The 17,130-nt window shown below is 66.9% G+C and carries 14 protein-coding genes; 6 read left to right on the top strand and 8 right to left on the bottom strand.

Going from position 1 to position 17,130, the window contains the following annotated elements:
• Positions 1 to 2: 2 nt before the first annotated feature.
• Positions 3 to 1,034: a nucleotidyltransferase domain-containing protein gene (locus tag ACOGXC_RS02665; RefSeq protein ID WP_419919180.1), complete on the bottom strand. Its 1,032-nt coding sequence runs from the start codon at positions 1,032 to 1,034 to the stop codon at positions 3 to 5.
• Positions 1,035 to 1,091: 57 nt separating this feature from the next.
• Here ACOGXC_RS02665 and ACOGXC_RS02660 point away from each other — a divergent pair, with 57 nt between their 5' ends.
• Positions 1,092 to 1,595: a nuclear transport factor 2 family protein gene (locus tag ACOGXC_RS02660; protein WP_419919179.1), complete on the top strand. Its 504-nt coding sequence runs from the start codon at positions 1,092 to 1,094 to the stop codon at positions 1,593 to 1,595.
• On the opposite strand, the gene ACOGXC_RS02655 is transcribed toward ACOGXC_RS02660, so the two are convergent.
• From ACOGXC_RS02655 to ACOGXC_RS02635, 5 genes are all read right to left on the bottom strand, one after another.
• A complete protein-coding gene (locus ACOGXC_RS02655; RefSeq protein WP_419919178.1) occupies positions 1,582 to 2,004 on the bottom strand; it encodes a Zn-ribbon domain-containing OB-fold protein in 423 nt (140 codons plus the stop codon). The two genes, ACOGXC_RS02660 and ACOGXC_RS02655, sit on opposite strands and share 14 nt — an antisense overlap.
• Positions 2,004 to 3,203 (bottom strand): thiolase family protein, encoded by a 1,200-nt coding sequence (locus ACOGXC_RS02650; protein ID WP_419919177.1) that lies wholly within the window; start codon positions 3,201 to 3,203, stop codon positions 2,004 to 2,006. Before ACOGXC_RS02650 ends, ACOGXC_RS02655 begins: the two co-directional genes overlap by 1 nt.
• Before the next feature lie 110 nt (positions 3,204 to 3,313).
• Positions 3,314 to 4,786, bottom strand: coding sequence for a polysaccharide deacetylase family protein (locus ACOGXC_RS02645; RefSeq protein WP_419919176.1), 1,473 nt, complete (start codon positions 4,784 to 4,786; stop codon positions 3,314 to 3,316).
• Positions 4,787 to 5,156: 370 nt separating this feature from the next.
• Positions 5,157 to 5,984 carry an SDR family NAD(P)-dependent oxidoreductase gene (locus ACOGXC_RS02640; RefSeq protein WP_419919175.1) on the bottom strand — a complete coding sequence of 276 codons (828 nt, stop codon included), beginning with the start codon at positions 5,982 to 5,984 and terminating at the stop codon, positions 5,157 to 5,159.
• A 116-nt stretch (positions 5,985 to 6,100) separates the two neighbouring features.
• On the bottom strand, positions 6,101 to 7,009 hold the full coding sequence (locus ACOGXC_RS02635) for a serine hydrolase (protein WP_419919174.1): 909 nt from the start codon (positions 7,007 to 7,009) through the stop codon (positions 6,101 to 6,103).
• A 607-nt stretch (positions 7,010 to 7,616) separates the two neighbouring features.
• Here ACOGXC_RS02635 and ACOGXC_RS02630 point away from each other — a divergent pair.
• Positions 7,617 to 8,696, top strand: coding sequence for a hypothetical protein (locus ACOGXC_RS02630; protein ID WP_419919173.1), 1,080 nt, complete (start codon positions 7,617 to 7,619; stop codon positions 8,694 to 8,696).
• Positions 8,697 to 8,824: 128 nt separating this feature from the next.
• Here ACOGXC_RS02630 and ACOGXC_RS02625 read toward each other — a convergent pair whose 3' ends face one another.
• Both ACOGXC_RS02625 and ACOGXC_RS02620 read right to left on the bottom strand, forming a co-directional pair.
• Entirely contained in the window at positions 8,825 to 9,523 is a 699-nt protein-coding gene (locus ACOGXC_RS02625) for a lysophospholipid acyltransferase family protein (RefSeq protein WP_419919172.1), read from the bottom strand.
• Between the two features lie 195 nt (positions 9,524 to 9,718).
• The gene (locus tag ACOGXC_RS02620) at positions 9,719 to 11,119 is read right to left on the bottom strand and encodes an MFS transporter (RefSeq protein ID WP_419919171.1); all 1,401 of its coding nucleotides are present in this window, start codon (positions 11,117 to 11,119) and stop codon (positions 9,719 to 9,721) included.
• 96 nt (positions 11,120 to 11,215) lie between these two features.
• Here ACOGXC_RS02620 and cysS point away from each other — a divergent pair, with 96 nt between their 5' ends.
• Genes cysS through ACOGXC_RS02600 form a run of 4 tightly spaced genes read left to right on the top strand, consistent with a single transcriptional unit; the run spans position 11,216 to position 17,122 of the window.
• Complete coding sequence (cysS, locus tag ACOGXC_RS02615) at positions 11,216 to 12,598, top strand: cysteine--tRNA ligase (RefSeq protein WP_419919170.1); 1,383 nt, start codon at positions 11,216 to 11,218, stop codon at positions 12,596 to 12,598.
• An 8-nt stretch (positions 12,599 to 12,606) separates the two neighbouring features.
• Entirely contained in the window at positions 12,607 to 13,653 is a 1,047-nt protein-coding gene (locus ACOGXC_RS02610; protein ID WP_419919169.1) for a phosphotransferase, read from the top strand.
• Positions 13,654 to 13,663: 10 nt separating this feature from the next.
• Entirely contained in the window at positions 13,664 to 15,910 is a 2,247-nt protein-coding gene (locus tag ACOGXC_RS02605) for a prolyl oligopeptidase family serine peptidase (RefSeq protein ID WP_419919168.1), read from the top strand.
• A 9-nt stretch (positions 15,911 to 15,919) separates the two neighbouring features.
• Entirely contained in the window at positions 15,920 to 17,122 is a 1,203-nt protein-coding gene (locus tag ACOGXC_RS02600; protein WP_419919167.1) for a CoA transferase, read from the top strand.
• Positions 17,123 to 17,130: the final 8 nt, after the last annotated feature.

Genomic DNA, 17,130 nt, shown 5'->3' with positions numbered 1-17,130 from the left:
TCTTAAGGGCCGACGTCGCCTGCTGCAAGTCCGGTATTTATCTGGTTCACGGTATGAAAAATATCGGAAACGAGGACGCTGGCATCGGGAACACCCTCGAAGTGGGCCGCTAGAGCAGTGGCAGTGGCGGCTGCGATACCGGCTAGCTCCACAGCGGTTTCCTCGATCTGCGCGAGGTCCAACGCCGGTCTTTGGTTGCTGTAAGGGCCGGCCGTGTGCCACAAGGTCATTGCGCTGGGTGTCACCCGGTTGCGAGGGTCGAGAGCTGGTTGTGCCACATCCAGGTATTCCTCGGGAAAGTTCTTGGCCAGGGCGCTGAGGGAGTGGATACGCTCGGGCTTCAATCCCAGTAGGCAGGCAACGGTTTTGTAGGCACACTCAATAGCCTTCTGGGAGTCGGTGCAGACGAATGCCACCCTTTCGTATCGGGCCATAGCCCAGCGACGGGTATCCTCACCGGCGGCCTCCATACGCTCCTGAGCGCTCTCGTAGAGACCGTTGAGACTGCGGCCCAAGGAGTTGTGGGTGTCCCGCAGCCTCTGTAGAGCTTCACCCCGATCATCGGCTGGCATACCGATCTCCTTCTCCCAATCGATTGAACACCTCGGAGGCCGATCAACAAGCACGACGGCGCTTTCCGCCACAGCCGCCTCGAAGGATGAGGTTACGGCTGTTGATCTGTGCGTCCACTCGGGATGATCGGTCACCCAGAGGTCGATAGCCACACCGGTCACCTGCTGAGCGCCGACAGTGAGGGCGACCCGCAATTCATTCCGGTTGCTGTAATCGCCCAGATCGTCGAAGATGGCAACGACCATGAGTTGGTCTCTGGTGCACCAGACGGCGAAGTTGCTGTAATCGCCCAGATCGTCGAAGATGGCAACCAGGTCGATATCGCTACCAACCACCGCATCGCCGCTTGCCACCGACCCGAACACGAGCACCTTGGCCGCCCCCATATCGGCCAACTTCTCGCCCGCACGCCTGGCTTCGTGCATCCCCGGAGCAACCAGCGGCGGCGAAACCAGAGCCATCAAACAATCCTAACCACCGCGCTCTCAACCCCTACCGGTACGTGGCAGGATCAGTGTATGAACGACATCGAACGGCTGCTGGCCCATGAGGAGATACGCCAGCTTGCGGCCCGGTATGCGGTGGCGGTGGACCGGCGGGACCTGGATGCTCTGGTCGAGCTGTTCATCGACGATGTCCGGGTGGGGCGCGACACCTACGGGCGTGACGCGCTGCGGGCCGACTTCGAGCAGTCGCTGGCAACCATCGGGCCTTCAATCCTCAACATCGGCACCCACCAGATCGACCTGATCGACGATAACCACGCCACCGGCCACGTCTACTGCAAGGGTGAGATCGCCGACGGCGACCGGTGGATCCACCAGGCCATCCGCTACGACGACACCTACGAGCGCCGGGACGGCCACTGGTACTTCGTGCGCCGCATCCACAAGCTGTTCTACGGTGCCGAGGTTGGGGTGAACCCGCTGAGCCTGCCGCCCGCCGACTGGCCCGAACACCACGACGGCATCGGCACCCTCCCCTACGAGGAACCCACCTGGCGAGCCTTCACCGGCCGCTAGCCGCGGGGCGAAAGGCCAGCAGGGTGGCATCGTCCACATCCTCGTAGGCGGCCTCCACCGCCATGCCCACCGTGATGTCGGCAATGTCGCAACCCACCATGTTCCCCACCAGCCTGGGTCCCTCGTCCAGATCCACCAGGGCGATGGCGAACGGGATGCGACCGGCCAGGGCAGGGTCGTGACCGGCCCGATCGACGGTGTAGGAGTAAACGGTGCCCCGGCCGCTCAGCTCGCCCCATTCCCAGTCGTCGCCCAGGCAGTCGGGGCACCGGCCCCGGGGGTAGAAGAACCACCCATCGCGAGGGCAGCGCTGGAGCACCAGCTTCCGCCGGCGCAGGCCGTCGAAGTGGGGGGCGGTGATAGGGGTGGGGGTGGGCAGGGGGCGGCCTCCGCTGGAGAAACGCACCATCAGGCCCCCTCCAGGATCAGAGCCACCTGTTCGGCCAGCATTCCCCCGGTGCCGTTGGCGTAGGCGATGTTGCAATCGGGTACCTGGCGGGGACCGGCCCGACCCTGCACCTGACGCACGGCCTCGGTGATGTGGCACATGCCGCCGCCCAGCCCGGCCTGACCCATACCCAACTGGCCCCCGTGGGTGTTCAGGGGCCAGTCGCCGTCATAGCGCAGGCTGTGCTCGTCGATGAACCGCCCGCCCCGGCCCTTGGGGCAGAACCCGGCATCCTCGATGGTCAACAGCACGGTGATGGTGTAGCAGTCGTAGATGGAGGCCATGTCCACCGCCTCACGCGATACCCCGGCCATGGCGAAGGCCCGATCGGCGGCCAACCGGATGGGCGTGTCGATGATGTCGGGGGCGTAGGTGATGCTCTTGTGGGTGAGGTGCTCGCCGTAGCCGCTCACGTACACCGGCCGGTGCGGGCTCCGGGCGGCCCGCTCGGCGGTGGTCACCAGCACCGCCGAACCCCCGTAGCACGGCATGACGATCTCCAGCAGCTTGAGCGGGTCGGCCACGTACCGGGAACTCATCACATCTTCAATGGTGATGGGGCGGCCATGGAACACCGCCAAAGGATTGGCCTGGGCGTTGTAGCGGGAGTCCACCGCCACCTTGGCCAGGGTCTGCTCGCCAACCCCGTGGGCAGCCATGTAGCGGCGGGCCGCCATGGCGAAGCTCGGGGTGGCGGCCACCAGCCCCGCGGGAATCTCGAACTGGCCCTGAGGTGAGCCCCAGGCATCGCCACCCAGGTAGGCCCCCATCTGCATTTTGACCGGACCGCCGTTGGCACCGGGTTGGGGCGGGGCCGGCACCGACGGGGTGAAAACCAGCACCGTCTCGCATACCCCCACCTCGATGGCAGCCGCCGCCCGCCACACCATTCCCGCCGGGCTGGCCCCACCCAGATCCACCACCTCGTTGAAGTTGCTGCGCACCCCCAGGTACTCGGCCAGCGCCGAGGGGGCGAACAGGGGCGACTCCCTCAAGCCGTTGATGGCCAGCCCATCCACCTCGCCCTTGTCCACCTCGGCATCGGCCAGTACCTCGGCCGCCAGCCGGGCACACGCCTCCATGGTGAACATGGGCTCGTCCCACACCCGCTTGGGGGCCCATTCGGTGAGCCCCACGATTGCCGCCGCTCTCTTGCCCATGAGCCCCACACTAGTGAGCCACCATCGGCCCGGCCCGGATCGGATGAGCACTCATCGCGGTGGCGGGCGGCGGGTAACGGCTCCCACCCGGGGCGGAACGACAAACCGGGTCAGCGGCAGAGGGGTTCGAAGCGAAAGCCCCGGCTGGATAGGTCGCTGAGGGCCACGTCGAGGCCGAGAACCGTCTGCGAGCGGTCGTCGCCGCCGTCGTGGAGCAGGATGATCGCTTTGTCCCGGGCGTGATCCACGATGTGCTGGGCGATGGCCAGGGCCGGGGGGCTACGCCAATCCTCGGGATCGACGTTCCACAAGGCAACGGTCAAGCCGTGCCCACTGGCCCAATCCCGGGTGAACGCATCCATCAGACCGTAGGGGGGCCTCAAGCAAGAGGTAGCGCGATTACCGAGCAGAGCCTGGGTTCTGCCCACCGTAGAGTCGAACTGCTCATGGGGCAGACCGGCCAGGGACTCGTGGTTCCAGGTGTGATTGCCGATGGTATGGCCCTCATCGAGTATGCGCTGGATGATGCCGGGGTACTTCTCGGCCAGCGAACCCAGAACGAAGAACGTGGCCGGAACGCCGTAGCGGGCCAGCACATCCAGAACCTGGGGCGTGTAGACGGGGTGGGGGCCGTCGTCGAAGGTGAGGTGCACAACCGGCGCATCATCCCCCGGGGGCAGTGGTGGCTCTGTCACCGGCGAGGTTGGATCATCCCCAGGCACCACCGGCACCGGCTCTGTCATCGGCGGAGCCGGATCATCCCCAGGCACCACCGGCACCGGCCCCTCGCCGGAGCCCGATCCCAGCGGCAGGGCCTCGATGGACAGCTTGTAGTCGGTGGTACCGGCATGGGCAGAAACCACGCTCACCCGCCATGGGCCGGTGGCCGGCAACTCGGCTTGAACCCGCCGAAGCCGATCCGAGGCCGAGGCCACCACATGGTCCCCAAGCCTCACGTCCAGCCAGACACCGGTGGGGGCATCCAAAGTGGCGGTGAACAACTGCCCGGCCCCGATATGGGCGGCATAGGTCTGGCGGTGGCGGAACCCGATCGACCCAGCCACAATGGTTCCGATCTCCTCCGGGTCGAACCGGATCTCGATATCGGGCAGGTCGGGGTCGGGGAGCGGGAGGCTCTCGAGCGGCTGGGAATCGATCACCGACACGACCGGCTCCGGTTCGGAGAAGTCGATCCCCAGGGTTTGGTGCCGCGAGATGATGGTGAAGGGCTCATCGGGTTCACGGTCGAACAGCGCAACCACAACCCTGCCCCCTTTCACCTCGAAGCTGTCCATAACGATTCGATCACCCACCATCACCGGCTGGCGCGCCACCCCGCCCCTGGCATCATCGATCACCGGAACCAGCAGGTGAAAGGTGCCCGACCCCGCCGGTGCCATGACGATATGGGCGACCATGTCATCGAAGCCGTCACCGTCCAGATCGCCCTGGGCCACCCGGTTCTGAAGGGTGTACAGGTCGGCCGAGGCCCCCCCGTGGGTAATCGTGGCCTTGCCTTGCTCCAACCTGATGGTCTGTCCATCCATCTCGAACTGGAGGCCTTGAAGGTCGTCCCAATCCAACCCCCACTGCTTGACCACCAACGGGGTGGGCGTTGGTGAGCTCCCGGGGCTGGTTGAGCTCTGGGTACTGGCTGAGCTCCCGGGGCTGGTTGAGCTCTGGGTACTGGCTGAGCTCCCGGGGCTGGTTGGGGATGGTGTTGCCGAGCCGGACCCCGGCGAGGGGGAACCGGGCGGCGATGGGACAAAAACCGCGGAATCCGCTGCCGGCGAGCCGCTTTGGCCACATCCAGCCCCCACCACCGCCAAAAAGAGGCTGACCGCCAGAACCCGGAGCGCGTTACTGCACAACCGCGGGACAGTCCGCCCCAACCACCAAAACCGAGAGGAGCACGCCAGAACCCGGAGCGCGTTACTGCACAACCGCAATGGATCAGTCAACCTCGGCAGTGGGAGGGATCCTGCGCTCCAGCAGGGCCTGATAGCGAACCTCGAGCTGGTTGGTGTAGCTGGGCTTGGTGGGGATGAGAAAGTCACCTGCCCTTATCCCGGACATGACCGGGGCAACCACCTCGGATGGCGGGATTCCGTCCGAGGTCATCCTGGACAGCGATTCCACCACGAAGGCGTTGTCCTCGCGGTCGTCGGTACCATAACGCTCGCCCCGCACCCGGGCGGTGTGGGCGATGGCGGTATCAATGGCACTGGGGGTGAGCACCGAAGCCCCGATCTTGGCCCCCACCGCGGCCAGATCCAGCGCCAGGCACTCGGTGAGCGAAAAAGCGGCGCATTTGGATACCACATAGGGGCTGGAGAACCCACCGGCCACGAAGGCGGCCACCGACGCGGTGTTGACGATGTGACCCTCGGTGTCCTGGTCGATCATCCGGGGAACGAAAGCGGCCACCCCGTTGATGATGCCGTACACGTTGACCCCGAGCACCCAGTCCCAATCGTTTTGGGTGCGCTCCCACATGAGGCCGGCCTGGAAGACCCCGGCGTTGTTGAACAGCAGATCCACCTGCCCGAAGGCTGCCCAAGCGGCATCGGCCAACGCCTCCACCGATGCCCGATCGGCAACGTCCACCGGCACCGCCACCGCATCCTTGCCCAGGGGCCCGGCAACGGTCGAGGCTCCCGCGAGATCGATGTCGGCCACCACGACTCTTGCGCCCTCGGCACCGAACCCGGCGGCCAGAGCAGCCCCGATCCCGCTGCCCGCTCCGGTTATCACCACCACCTTGCCGTTGAAGTCCTGCATACCTGCATGCTCTCACGGCCCGGTTCCCCATGCAGGTTCGGAGCGCCCGATTCACCTGGCCCCTCCCCCGGTTCGGGCTCGAGCCCAGCAACCCGGGCCGTGATTCTGATTTCCCGCTAATTCCAGATCTCGGGATCGTGGATGCCGTCCTGGTCCCGGTCGCAGGCGAGCTCATGGTCACCGGCCAGCACGGCGTAGATCCGGCAGCCGGCCAGCGACACCCATTGGATCGACAGGTCGTAGTAATAACCCCGGCTGGTCACGATGGCCAGGGCGAACCATCCCCCGCCGGGCAGCACCACCAACCCGGCATCGATCATCTGCCGGTAGTCCGCCCGGCAGCAGTTGGGTTTGAGCCATCCCGCCTTGTGCAAAGCCGAGGCGGCCACCTCCGGGGGCAGGCGATCCAGCAGGGCACCGTCGAGGTCTCCCGGCGAAATCAGGGTGTGAGAGGTGTCCCGTAGCCACCCCATGAGAGCGGACGACTCGTCCGGGCCCAGCAGCTCTGCCCGGTACAGGCGGGCGTAGAAGCGAGCCAGGTCGGCCACCGTGGTGCGGTTGCCCATCGGGTTGTCCGGCCGGAAGTCGTCGGCCACCCGACCGGGATCCTCGAACCGCCAAGCCTCCAGCCGAGTATCATCCAGCTCGGCCACTTCCCAGGTCCAGGCGTTCACGGCATCCACTCCCCCGGCCAGGTCGATCATCCTCCCGCCGGCCGAGTTGTCGGACATGACCAGCACATCGAAGGCCAGCGGCCTCACCGCCTCCACACCGGCCCCCTGGAGGGCCGCTGCCGTCCACAGCGGTTTCACTGCGCTGGCCGAGATGCGCGACACCTCCTCGTTCATCCCGTAGAGCGACCCGTCGGGCAGAACCACCGCCACCGAGATCTGCCCGTTCGGGTTCCACCGGGCGGAGATCTCCGCCAAATCCTCGAACTCCCCGGCCAATACGGTGCCCAGATCCTGGGGCAGGGAACCCAGGAACTTCTCGACCGCAAGATCGGGGGTGGCCGGCGCAGGCACTCCCGGGGTTCGAGGGGCCGGTGGGAGTGTCGGCGTGGGTTCCCCTACCGGTACGGACGAGGGGGTCGAGGTCGGGCCCGGGCCTGGGGGCGTTACCTCGGAACTGGTCTCCAGGTTCACCCGTGTACCCCCGACACACCCTGCTATCGCGACAAGCAGCCCGGCAATCACCCAGACCGGGATCAAGAACCGGGGCCCGATCAACTTCCGGAATCCTCGCCGGTCAACCGCACCAATTCCCCAGGATACCTCATCTGCCCAGCCTCAAGGGGCGCGCTGACAAATGGGGTAACCGTAGGAGGGGGGCGCGCTGACAAATGGGGTAACCGTAGGAGGGGGGCGCGCTGACAAATGGGGTGATCGTCGGAGGGGGGGCGCGCTGACAAATGGGGTAACCGTCGCTAGCCTGCTGGTTGTGTTCATCAGCGCTGGCGGGAAGGGATCCACTTTTCCCTTCCTGTCACGTAATGAAAACCATTAAGGAGAGCTGAAAATGACAACCACTTTTGCCAAAACCCGCTGGTCGCGCTGGGGTGCCGCCCTGGCAATAGCCGCGCTGATCGCCGCAGGCTGCGGCAACGACGACGAACCCGTTTCCCCACCGGCGGTGGAGCAGGTGCCCGACACCGAACCCGGCAACGGCGAACAACCCGACACCGAACCCGGCAACGGCGAACAACCCGAACCCGGCAACGGCGAACAACCCGAACCCGATGCCGAACCCGACAACGGCGAACAACCCGAACCCGAGACCACTAGCGTTGACAGTCAATCCACCGCCGGCGAGACGGGCGCAACCCCCGGGCCGGAGGATGGGTCGTCATTCGATGACGATAATGCCCAGGCGGTGCCGATGCCCGTGGATGACAGCGATTTCGGGGAGCACTCCGAGCAACCACAAAGAGCCGGCAGCGCCAACACTGCTGACTACATCACCAAGTTGATGGTTTGGCTGGTCGGAGACGATGGTGGCCGAGAGGTAGGCGAATGCTACGCCAACGCATTTCTGGAAACCATTGAGGGGGATCGGTTGGAAATAGTGGCCGATGCCGCTGACACGACACGGTTGGACGACAAGCTACCGGATGATTTGCTGACCGAAGCAGAAATGTCGCTGTTCGTTGAGAACACGCAGCGTTGTGCCGAGATGGGAATCAGGAAAGTGCTGGACATAGGCTGGCTATTGGAAAATGCGGACATGGACCCTGGGACGGTCACACTGCCCCCCGATGTCGCCCGGGTAGTCAGCGAGTGTGCCGAGATGATGGTGGCTGACACCACAACTCTGGAGATGTTTACCCTAAGCACCTTGTTCAGCGACACCGACGGTGAGGCAGAACAGTACCTTGAAGAAAAGCTGCTTGAGCAATGTGGTGAGGAAGTTCTGAATATGCTGCTAGCTGTCGGCCTTGCCATCACATCATCTTTGGACTACGAAGCTGCCCTTTGCATGTTGAACATCGACTTGGGAACGTCTTCCCAAATAGATGACATACTGGAGGAAATGTTCTCCATAATGGAAAACATGATGGATGGCATGTCCGAAGAAAACATGGACATAACCTCAATACTTGAGACCCCTGCCATGTCAGCGCTGGCGGATGCGTTGTCCGACTGCGACATTTCGCCTGAAGCTTTCAACAACCTGATTGATGCGCCCTCCGATAACCAATCCACTCCCGGATAGCAGCCTGGCGAATAACCAATCCACTCCCGGATAGCAGCCTGGCGAATAACCAATCCACTCCCGGATAGCAGCCTGGCGAATAACCAATCCACTCCCGGTTATCAGCCTGGCGAATAGCAGCCGGGTTCCTAACCGGCCATGGATGAGGCCCGCTCGACGGCTTCATCCATGGCCACCTGCATGGCCTCCCGCAAGCGGGCGGTGAACTCGTTGCGCTGCAAAGACGGCAATCGCCCGCCCTCCAACTCGGGGGGCGGCAGCGGTTCGGCAATCACGATCGAGATGGGCACCCGGCGGGGAAACCTGGCCCCCGGAGGCATGGCCTCCTCGGTCCCGGCAATGCCCACCGGCAGGATCGGAACCCCCGACCGGGCAGCCAGAAAAGCGGTACCACCGAAGATCTCACCGACCCGATGCCCCGACTGGCGGGAACCCTCGGGGAACACCAGCAGCGGCTCCCCCCGGCCGATCAAATTGGCAGCCGCTTGCAGCGATCGGCGATCCCCCGCCCCCCGGTTCACGGGAAACGCTCCCAGCATGGCGCTTATCCATGTTCCGACCCGGCCCGGAAACATCTCCCGCTTGGCCAGCGACCGCACGATCCGGGGACACCGGGAGTTCACCAGCGGGCCGTCCAGGTTGGAACGGTGAACCGGGGCGATGATGAACGGCCCCTCGACCGCCAGGCGCTCCGCTCCCACCATTTCGACCCGGAGGTAGGAGCGAACCACCGCTTTGACCACCACGCGCAGGGCCCGGTAGACCCACCGGGCTCGCCGGGTCTGCCAGATGGCCAGAACCCGCGCCTCCAGCCGCTCCTCAGTCACCGCCCCGGATCGCCCTCATCAAGTTTGTGAACAAAGTGTATGAACAGCGCCGCTCATCCCCGTGACTATATTGCACCGCCCGGATCGGAGGTTCGGAGCGGACTTTCACGATGCCTGCCCGCGCTGGTGACTATATTGCACCGCCCGGATCGGAGGTTCGGAGCGGACTTTCACGATGCCTGCCCGCGCTGGTGACTATATTGCACCGCCCGGATCGGAGGCCCGAGCGCAGCGCATGCCCAGGCCGGCGGTCACCACGCCCCCGGCAGCCAGCATGATGTAGCTGGTACCGAGGTTGCCGATCCGGCCCGCCGCCAGAGTGGCACCGATGATGGTCACCGCTATGGCCACCCCGAAGGCGTTGCCCACCCGCATCATGGTCTGGGCAACGCTGGACCCCGACGCCAGCAGGCCGCTGGGCAGGTCGGCAACCATCACCGCGAACAGCGACCCCCACACCAGGCCCGACCCCACCCCCGCCAGGGTGACACTGAGCACCCACCCCGTGAGATCCTCCCGACCCCCCAACGTGACCCACTGCCACACCATGCCCCCCGTCCACATGAGGCTTCCGGCGACCACGAATCCGGCCGGGCCCCAGCGGTCGGCCCACCGGCCCGACAGAGCCGACAGCAGACCGGTGAAAACGAACACCGGGGTGAGCAGCAACCCGGCTTCGAAGATCGGCAACCCCCAGACGGTGGTCAGGTAGTTGACCCCCACCAACTGGTGCCCGAAGAAGGCGATCGAGAACACCAGCATCCCGTAGTTGCCCAACCGGAAGCTCCGGTAGCGGAACAGGCCAGGATCTATCACCGGCATGCGATGGTTGCGCGACCGGCGAACCAGCAGCCCGAGCACCAGCGGCCCCCCGATGAGCGCAACCAGCACCCCCGGGTCGGCCCACGACCACTCCCGGCTCTGCACCAAGGCGAACACCATCGCACCCACGCCGGCAAGCAGCATGAGCGCTCCCAGCCGGTCGGGCCACTCCGGGGACCGGGGACTGCGGTGCTCCTCGATAACCCTGGCGATGCAAACCAGAGCTATCACCCCGAACGGCACGTTCAGCCAGAACGCCCAGCGCCAGTCACCCACGTGAACCAGCAGCGCTCCCACCGAGGGGCCCATGGCCGCCGCCACCGCACCGTTGGCCGACCACGCTCCCACACCGGTTCCCCGGCGGGAAACCGGGAAGGCATCGATCACGATGGCCGCCCCCATGGGCAGGCTCAGCGAGGTGCCGATGCCCTGGAGGGCCCGGGCGACGATGAGCACGCCGGTACTTGGGGCGAGCGCGGCCCCGGCGGAGGCCAGCGTGAACACCCAGATGCCCACCAGCAGGGTCCGCCGCCGCCCCCACCGCTCCCCCAGAACCCCGCCTATCACCAGGGTGGCCGCCCCGACGATGCTGAAGGAGTTGATGACCCACGACAGCTCGGCCTCGCCGGCACCGGGAAAGGACTCCCTCAGGTCGGCATACACCACGAAGATGATCGACAGCGACATGGCCGTTTGAAAACTGGCCAGGCTCACCACCACCAGCACCAGCCAGGCCCGGCGCATCACCGCCGGATCCACGGCCTCATGCTGCATCAACCAACGACTGTAACCCCCTATGGCGCACCCTTCGTTCCCACGTGTCGAGTTTCAACCGTAGGTAACTAATCCGTAGGTAACTAACCTGGTTTCGTGCTCTCCTTCTACGACACCAGGCGCAGGGCGGTGGTGCCGTTCGAGCCGCTGGTCGCCGGGCGGGTGTCGATGTACGTGTGCGGGCCCACCGTTTACGACGTGCCCCACGCCGGCCACGCCCGCACCGCGTTCACCTTCGACATGATCCGCCGCTACCTCCAATGGCGGGGATACGAGGTGGTGTTCGTATCCAACATCACCGACATAGACGACAAGATCATCGCCCGAGCGGCCGAGACCGCCACCACCGAGCCCGAGCTGGCCAACCGCTACAAGCAGGCTTACGTGAACCAGATGGACCGGTTCGGCATCCTGCCACCCGACCACCAGCCCCACGCCACCGGATACGTGCAGCAGATGATCGACCTGGTCGGTGACCTTCACCGTAAAGGTGCGGCCTACGCCATAGAGGGCAAGGGGGTGTACTTCTCGGTGGCCGCCCATGGTCGCTACGGCGATCTGATCGGGCGCACGCCCGAGGAGTTGCGGCAAGGAGCGGGAGCCCGGGTGGAGGTGGACGACGACAAGAAAGACCCCCTGGACTTCGCCCTCTGGAAGGCGGCCAAGCCGGGCGAGCCGGCGTGGGACTCCCCGTGGGGGCCGGGCCGCCCCGGCTGGCACATCGAATGCGTGGCCATGGCGGTGGATTTGCTGGGCGCAACCTTCGACATCCACGGCGGGGGCGACGACCTGGCCTTTCCCCACCACCAGAACGAGGTGGCCGAGGCCGAGGGGGCGGGCCTGGGCTTCGCCCGCCACTGGATTCACGGGGCCATGCTCAACGTGAACGGCGAGAAGATGGCCAAGTCGCTGGGCAACTTCACCACCCTGTCCGACTTGCTGGATGCCTGCGACCCCCAGGTGCTGCGGCTGCTCATGCTCCAGACCCACTACCGCACGGTCATGGAATTGAGCGACGAAGCCCTGGAGGGGGCGGCCGGAGCGCTGGATCGGCTCGGTGCCTGGTACCGGCGCGCCGCTGCGTCCGGTCTGGATCGGTCCCCGCCCCCCGATGCCGATGCGGTGGCTCGCTTCACCGCCGCCATGGACGATGACTTCGCCACCCCTGCGGCGCTGGCGGTGGTGTTCGAGGCGGTTCGCAAGGCCAACGCCGCGCTGGACACCGGTGACACCGACCAAGCAGCGACCGCCCACTCCACGGTGAGCCACCTGACCACCGCTTTGGGCCTGGCCCCAACCGGCCACGACCAAAGCGAGGACACCCCCCTCGCTTCCGCGACGCAGGAACTGGTGGCCGAGCGGGACCGGGCCCGGGCCGCCAAGGACTTCGCCACCGCCGACCGCATCCGCGACCAGCTCGCCGCCGAGGGGATCGTGCTGGAGGACACCCCCAAAGGCACCATCTGGAGGAAGACCTGAAGGGGCTCATGGGCAGGCTGCTGGATCGACCGGTGCGCGGGATCGGCGACTCCATCGGGACCTGTGGGCTGCGCCCCGGGCCCATGGGCAGGCTGCTGGATCGACCGGTGCGCGGGATAGAGGTTATCGACGACCGATCCGGCACCACCCGGCGGACCCGGGCCCGGCTGCAAATGACCGATGGCGACTGCCTCCCGGTGTTCGTCAAGCGACCGTCGCGCCGCCCGGTGGCCCGAGCAATGGTGGCCGTGCCCCGGCTGAGTCGGGCCGAGGTGGGGTTCTACACCGAACTGCGCCAACACGTGCCGGTGCCCACCCCCCTGTGCCACGCAGCCCGGCACCGCCGGTGGGGCTTCATCGTGGTGCTGGACGACCTGCTCGCCGCCGGCGCGACCCCGAGATCGGCTACCGAAGCAATAACCGCCGACGAGGCGGCCGGGCTGCTGGATGCACTGGCCGGCATGCACCGCCGTTGGTGGGACCGCACGGACTCCCACCCGTGGCTGTCCCGCAACCCCCGGCGAGAACTGATGCTGGGAACGCTGCTCAGCCCCTCGCTGTGCCGCCTGGGACTGCGCCGGGCCGGACCGGCCGTGCCCCCGACGCTGCACCAGCCCATCTCCCATTACTCCCGCAATCGTCGTACCGCCCACGCCGTCATGGCGGCCGGGGCGGCCACGCTGATCCACAACGACTGCCACCCCGGCAACCAGTTCACCACCGCCGACGGCCGCCCCGGCCTGGTGGACTGGCAGCTCTGCCGAGCCGGACCGTGGGCCCGAGATGTTGCCTACCTGCTGGCCACCTCCCTCACCCCCGAGACCCGCAGAAAAGCGGAGCGGGAGCTGCTGGCCGGCTACCTGGATCGGCTCGGACCCAGCGGGCCCGCTTTCGACCCGGCATGGCTGGCCTATCGGCACCACATTGCCTACGCGGTGGAGGCCATGCTGGTGACCGTGGCGGTGGGGGTGATGATGCCCGAACCCACCTCGCTGGCGCTGTTGACCCGGGCCGCGACCGCAGCCGCCGACCTGGATTCGTTCAATCTCCCATGACCAAGCCCCCATGACCGACTTGTTCCCCTCCCATGACCAAGCCCCCATGACCAACCCATCCCCCTCCCATGACCAAGCCCCCATGACCGACTCGTTCCCTCGCCTCCACGCCCGCACCCGGGGCTTCACCCTGGGGGCTCCCCGCAGCTTCTCGGTGTCCGGTGACGGCCGCCGGGTGGCCTTTTTGCGCAGCGAATCGGGCACCGATCCGGTGAACCGGCTCTGGGTGCTCGACACCGTCACCGGCACGGAACGGCTGGTGGCCGACCCCATCGCGCTGGAGGCCGACGCCGGAAACGAGAACCTGCCCCCGGCCGAGCGGGCCCGGCGGGAAAGGGTGCGCGAGAGCGGTGGGGGGATCGTGGCCCATGCCGGGGATCCTCACCTGAGCAGGATCGCCTTCACCCTGGGCGACCAGGTGTTTTTGGCCGAGATCGGCGACGACCCCACCCAGGACACCGTAAGGGCTCTGCCGACTCGACCGGGGGCGTTCGATCCCCGGCCCTCCCCCGATGGGCAGCAGGTGGCTTACGTGTCCGGCACCGGCCTGCGGGTGGTGGAGGCCTCAGCCACCGGCCCGGACCGGCCGGTAATAAACGAGCCGGGAGGGACGGTGAGCTGGGGATCCCCCGAGTTCATCGCCGCCGAGGAGATGGGGCGCACCCGGGGATTCTGGTGGTCCCCCGGCAGCCGGCACCTGATGGCCGCCCGAGTGGACACCGCCCCGGTACCCACCTGGTACATAGCCTCACCCGCCGACCCGGCCGCTCCGCCCACCCCCATGGCATACCCGGCCGCGGGAACCATCAACGCCGATGTATCCCTGGCCATTCTCGGCCTGGACGGCAGCCGGGTGGAAGTGTCCTGGGATCGGGGCACCTACGAATACCTGGCTCGAGCCGGCTGGGCCCCCCGGTCGAATCCCGTGATAGCGGTGCAAAGCCGTGACCAGTGCACGGTGCTCGTCCTCGAGGTGGATCCCAGCACCGGAGCCACCGTCGAGTTGGCCCGTCAATCCGCATCGCCGTGGGTGGAGCTGGTGCCCGGCACCCCGGCGTGGATGGGTGAGCACCTGGTAACCGTGCAGGATCGGGGTACGGCCCGGCGGTTGGTGGTGGACGGAACCGGGGCAACCCCCGAAACGCTACAGGTCCGGCGGGTGGTTGCCGCCGACGAGCGCCGGGTGGTGTTCATCGCTTCCGACGATCCCACCGAGGCCCACGTGTGGCAGCTCAGCAGCGGCGGCGAGCTGCAACGGCTCACCACCGACCCCGGTGTCCACAGTGCCGAAGCCGGGGGCGACACCACGGTGATCGTCCGAGCAGCCGGGGGCCACACCACAGCCAACGCCCGAGCAACCGGAGGCCACACCACAGCCAACGTCCGAGCAGCCGGAACCGACCGGCCTGGCGAGGTCGAAGCCGTAACCCCCACCCGGCGCATCCCGATCACCTCCCGAGCCGCTACGCCCACCCGATTCCCGTCACCCCGGTTGGCAGTAGTCGGTCACAGGGAACTGCGGACCGCTGTGCTGTACCCCTCGGGTGACCCCGGAACCGGCGATGAGCCGCTGCCGGTGCTGCTCGATCCCTACGGCGGTCCCCACGCCCAGCGGGTGCTCAGGGCCGGATCGCCGTACCTGGTTTCGCAATGGTTCGCCGATCAGGGATTCGCCGTGGTCATCACCGACGGCCGGGGCACCCCCGCTCGCGGCCCCCAGTGGGAGCGGGCGGTGGCCGGCGATCTGGCCCACCCCGTGCTCGAGGATCAGATCGATGCCCTCGACGCGCTGGCCGAGCAGCATCCCCGGCTGGACCTCGACCGGGTGGCCATCCGGGGTTGGTCCTTCGGTGGCTACCTGGCGGCGCTGGCCGTGCTGGCTCGACCCGACCGGTTCCACTCCGCCATCGCCGGGGCCCCGGTCACCGACTGGCGGCTCTACGACACCCACTACACCGAGCGCTACCTGGGCCACCCCGACCACCACCCCGAGGCATACAGCCGCACCAGCCTCATCCCGATGGCCGGGAATCTGGTCCGGCCCCTGCTGTTGATCTGCGGCCTGGCCGACGACAACGTCTTCGCCGCCCACACCCTCAGACTGTCGCAAGCCCTGTTCGAAGCCGGCCGCCCCCACCGAGTGCTTCCCCTGCCCGGCATCACCCACATGACCCCCCAGGAGCAGGTGGCCGAGAACCTGCTGCTGCTCCAAAAGGCCTTCCTCATCGACAGCCTCGGCCTTACCGACGATCAATAAAGTCGAACCATGAGCGGTGTTCTTGAGGGAATGCGGGTGGTGGAGGGGTCGGCGTTCGTGGCCTGCCCATCGGGGGGCATGACCCTGGCGCAGCTCGGGGCCGATGTCATCCGGTTCGATGCCATCGGCGGGGGGATCGACAACCACCGGTGGCCGCTCACCCCCGAGGGGCGGTCGCTGTACTGGGAGGGGCTCAACAAGGGCAAGCGGTCGGTGCAGGTGAACATCGGTTCGGCCGAGGGCAAAGAGCTGGTCGCCGCGCTGGCCACCGCTCCCGGGCCCGATGCCGGAATCTTGATGACCAACTTCCCGGCCACCGGATGGTTGTCCTACGACAGCCTCCGCCGCCACCGTGACGACCTAATCATGGTGGCCATAACCGGCAACCACGACGGCTCCACCGCGGTGGACTACACCGTCAACTGCGCGATGGGCTACCCGTGGCTCACCGGTACCGGCGGCACGGTCAACCATGTGCTGCCCGCCTGGGACATCATCTGCGGCCAGACCGCCGCCGTCGGGGTGCTGGCTGCCGAGCGCCACCGGTTCCGCACCGGCCAGGGTCGTCTGGTGAATCTGGCCCTGTCCGATGTGGCCCTGGCCGCGGTTTCAATGCTCGGCCATGTGGCCGAGGCACAGCTTTTGGGTACCCAGCGACCCCGGATCGGCAACGACCTGTACGGAGCCTTCGGCCGGGATTTCGAGTTGGCCGACGGCGAGCGCATCCAGATCGTGGCGGTCAGTGCCCGGCAGTGGACGGGGTTGGTGGCCGCCTGCGGGATCGCCGGGGAGGTGGCCGCGGTGGAGTCAGAGACCGGCCTGAGCCTCACCAGCACCGACGGCGACCGCTACCGGGTCCGTGATCGCATCAACCCGATGGTGGCTCGGTGGTGCGCAAACCGCACCCTGGCCGAGGCGGCCGAGGCCCTGGATGCCCACGGGGTGTGCTGGGGACGCTACCAGTCGATGCTGGAGCTGGTGGCCGGCGACCCCCGATGCTCCGCCGCCAACCCGCTGTTCGCCGAGGTGGACCACCCCGGGTCGGGGCGCTATCTCACCCCCGGTGCCCCGCTCCGCTTCCCCGCCGACAATATGGTCGATCCCGGCCCTGCCCCCCGGCTGGGCCAGCACACCGACGAGGTCATGGCCGATGTGCTCGGCCTGTCAGCCCCCGAGATCGCCCGCCTCCACGACCGCAAGATCATCGCCTGACCACCCCC

Source organism: Candidatus Poriferisocius sp., from assembly GCF_965202595.1.
GTDB lineage: Bacteria > Actinomycetota > Acidimicrobiia > Acidimicrobiales > Bin134 > Poriferisocius.
The sequence above is the reverse complement of the archived record's forward strand: the minus strand, read 5'-3'. Positions and strand labels throughout refer to the sequence as shown.

Bases quoted from the DNA above. Each gene is read 5' to 3' on its own strand.
- ACOGXC_RS02665 (WP_419919180.1), bottom strand. From the start codon at position 1,034: ATGGCTCTGGTTTCGCCGCCGCTGGTTGCTCCGGGGATGCACGAAGCC.
- ACOGXC_RS02660 (WP_419919179.1), top strand. From the start codon at position 1,092: ATGAACGACATCGAACGGCTGCTGGCCCATGAGGAGATACGCCAGCTT.
- ACOGXC_RS02655 (WP_419919178.1), bottom strand. From the start codon at position 2,004: ATGGTGCGTTTCTCCAGCGGAGGCCGCCCCCTGCCCACCCCCACCCCT.
- ACOGXC_RS02650 (WP_419919177.1), bottom strand. From the start codon at position 3,203: ATGGGCAAGAGAGCGGCGGCAATCGTGGGGCTCACCGAATGGGCCCCC.
- ACOGXC_RS02640 (WP_419919175.1), bottom strand. From the start codon at position 5,984: ATGCAGGACTTCAACGGCAAGGTGGTGGTGATAACCGGAGCGGGCAGC.
- ACOGXC_RS02620 (WP_419919171.1), bottom strand. From the start codon at position 11,119: ATGCAGCATGAGGCCGTGGATCCGGCGGTGATGCGCCGGGCCTGGCTG.
- ACOGXC_RS02610 (WP_419919169.1), top strand. From the start codon at position 12,607: ATGGGCAGGCTGCTGGATCGACCGGTGCGCGGGATCGGCGACTCCATC.
- ACOGXC_RS02605 (WP_419919168.1), top strand. From the start codon at position 13,664: ATGACCGACTTGTTCCCCTCCCATGACCAAGCCCCCATGACCAACCCA.
- ACOGXC_RS02600 (WP_419919167.1), top strand. From the start codon at position 15,920: ATGAGCGGTGTTCTTGAGGGAATGCGGGTGGTGGAGGGGTCGGCGTTC.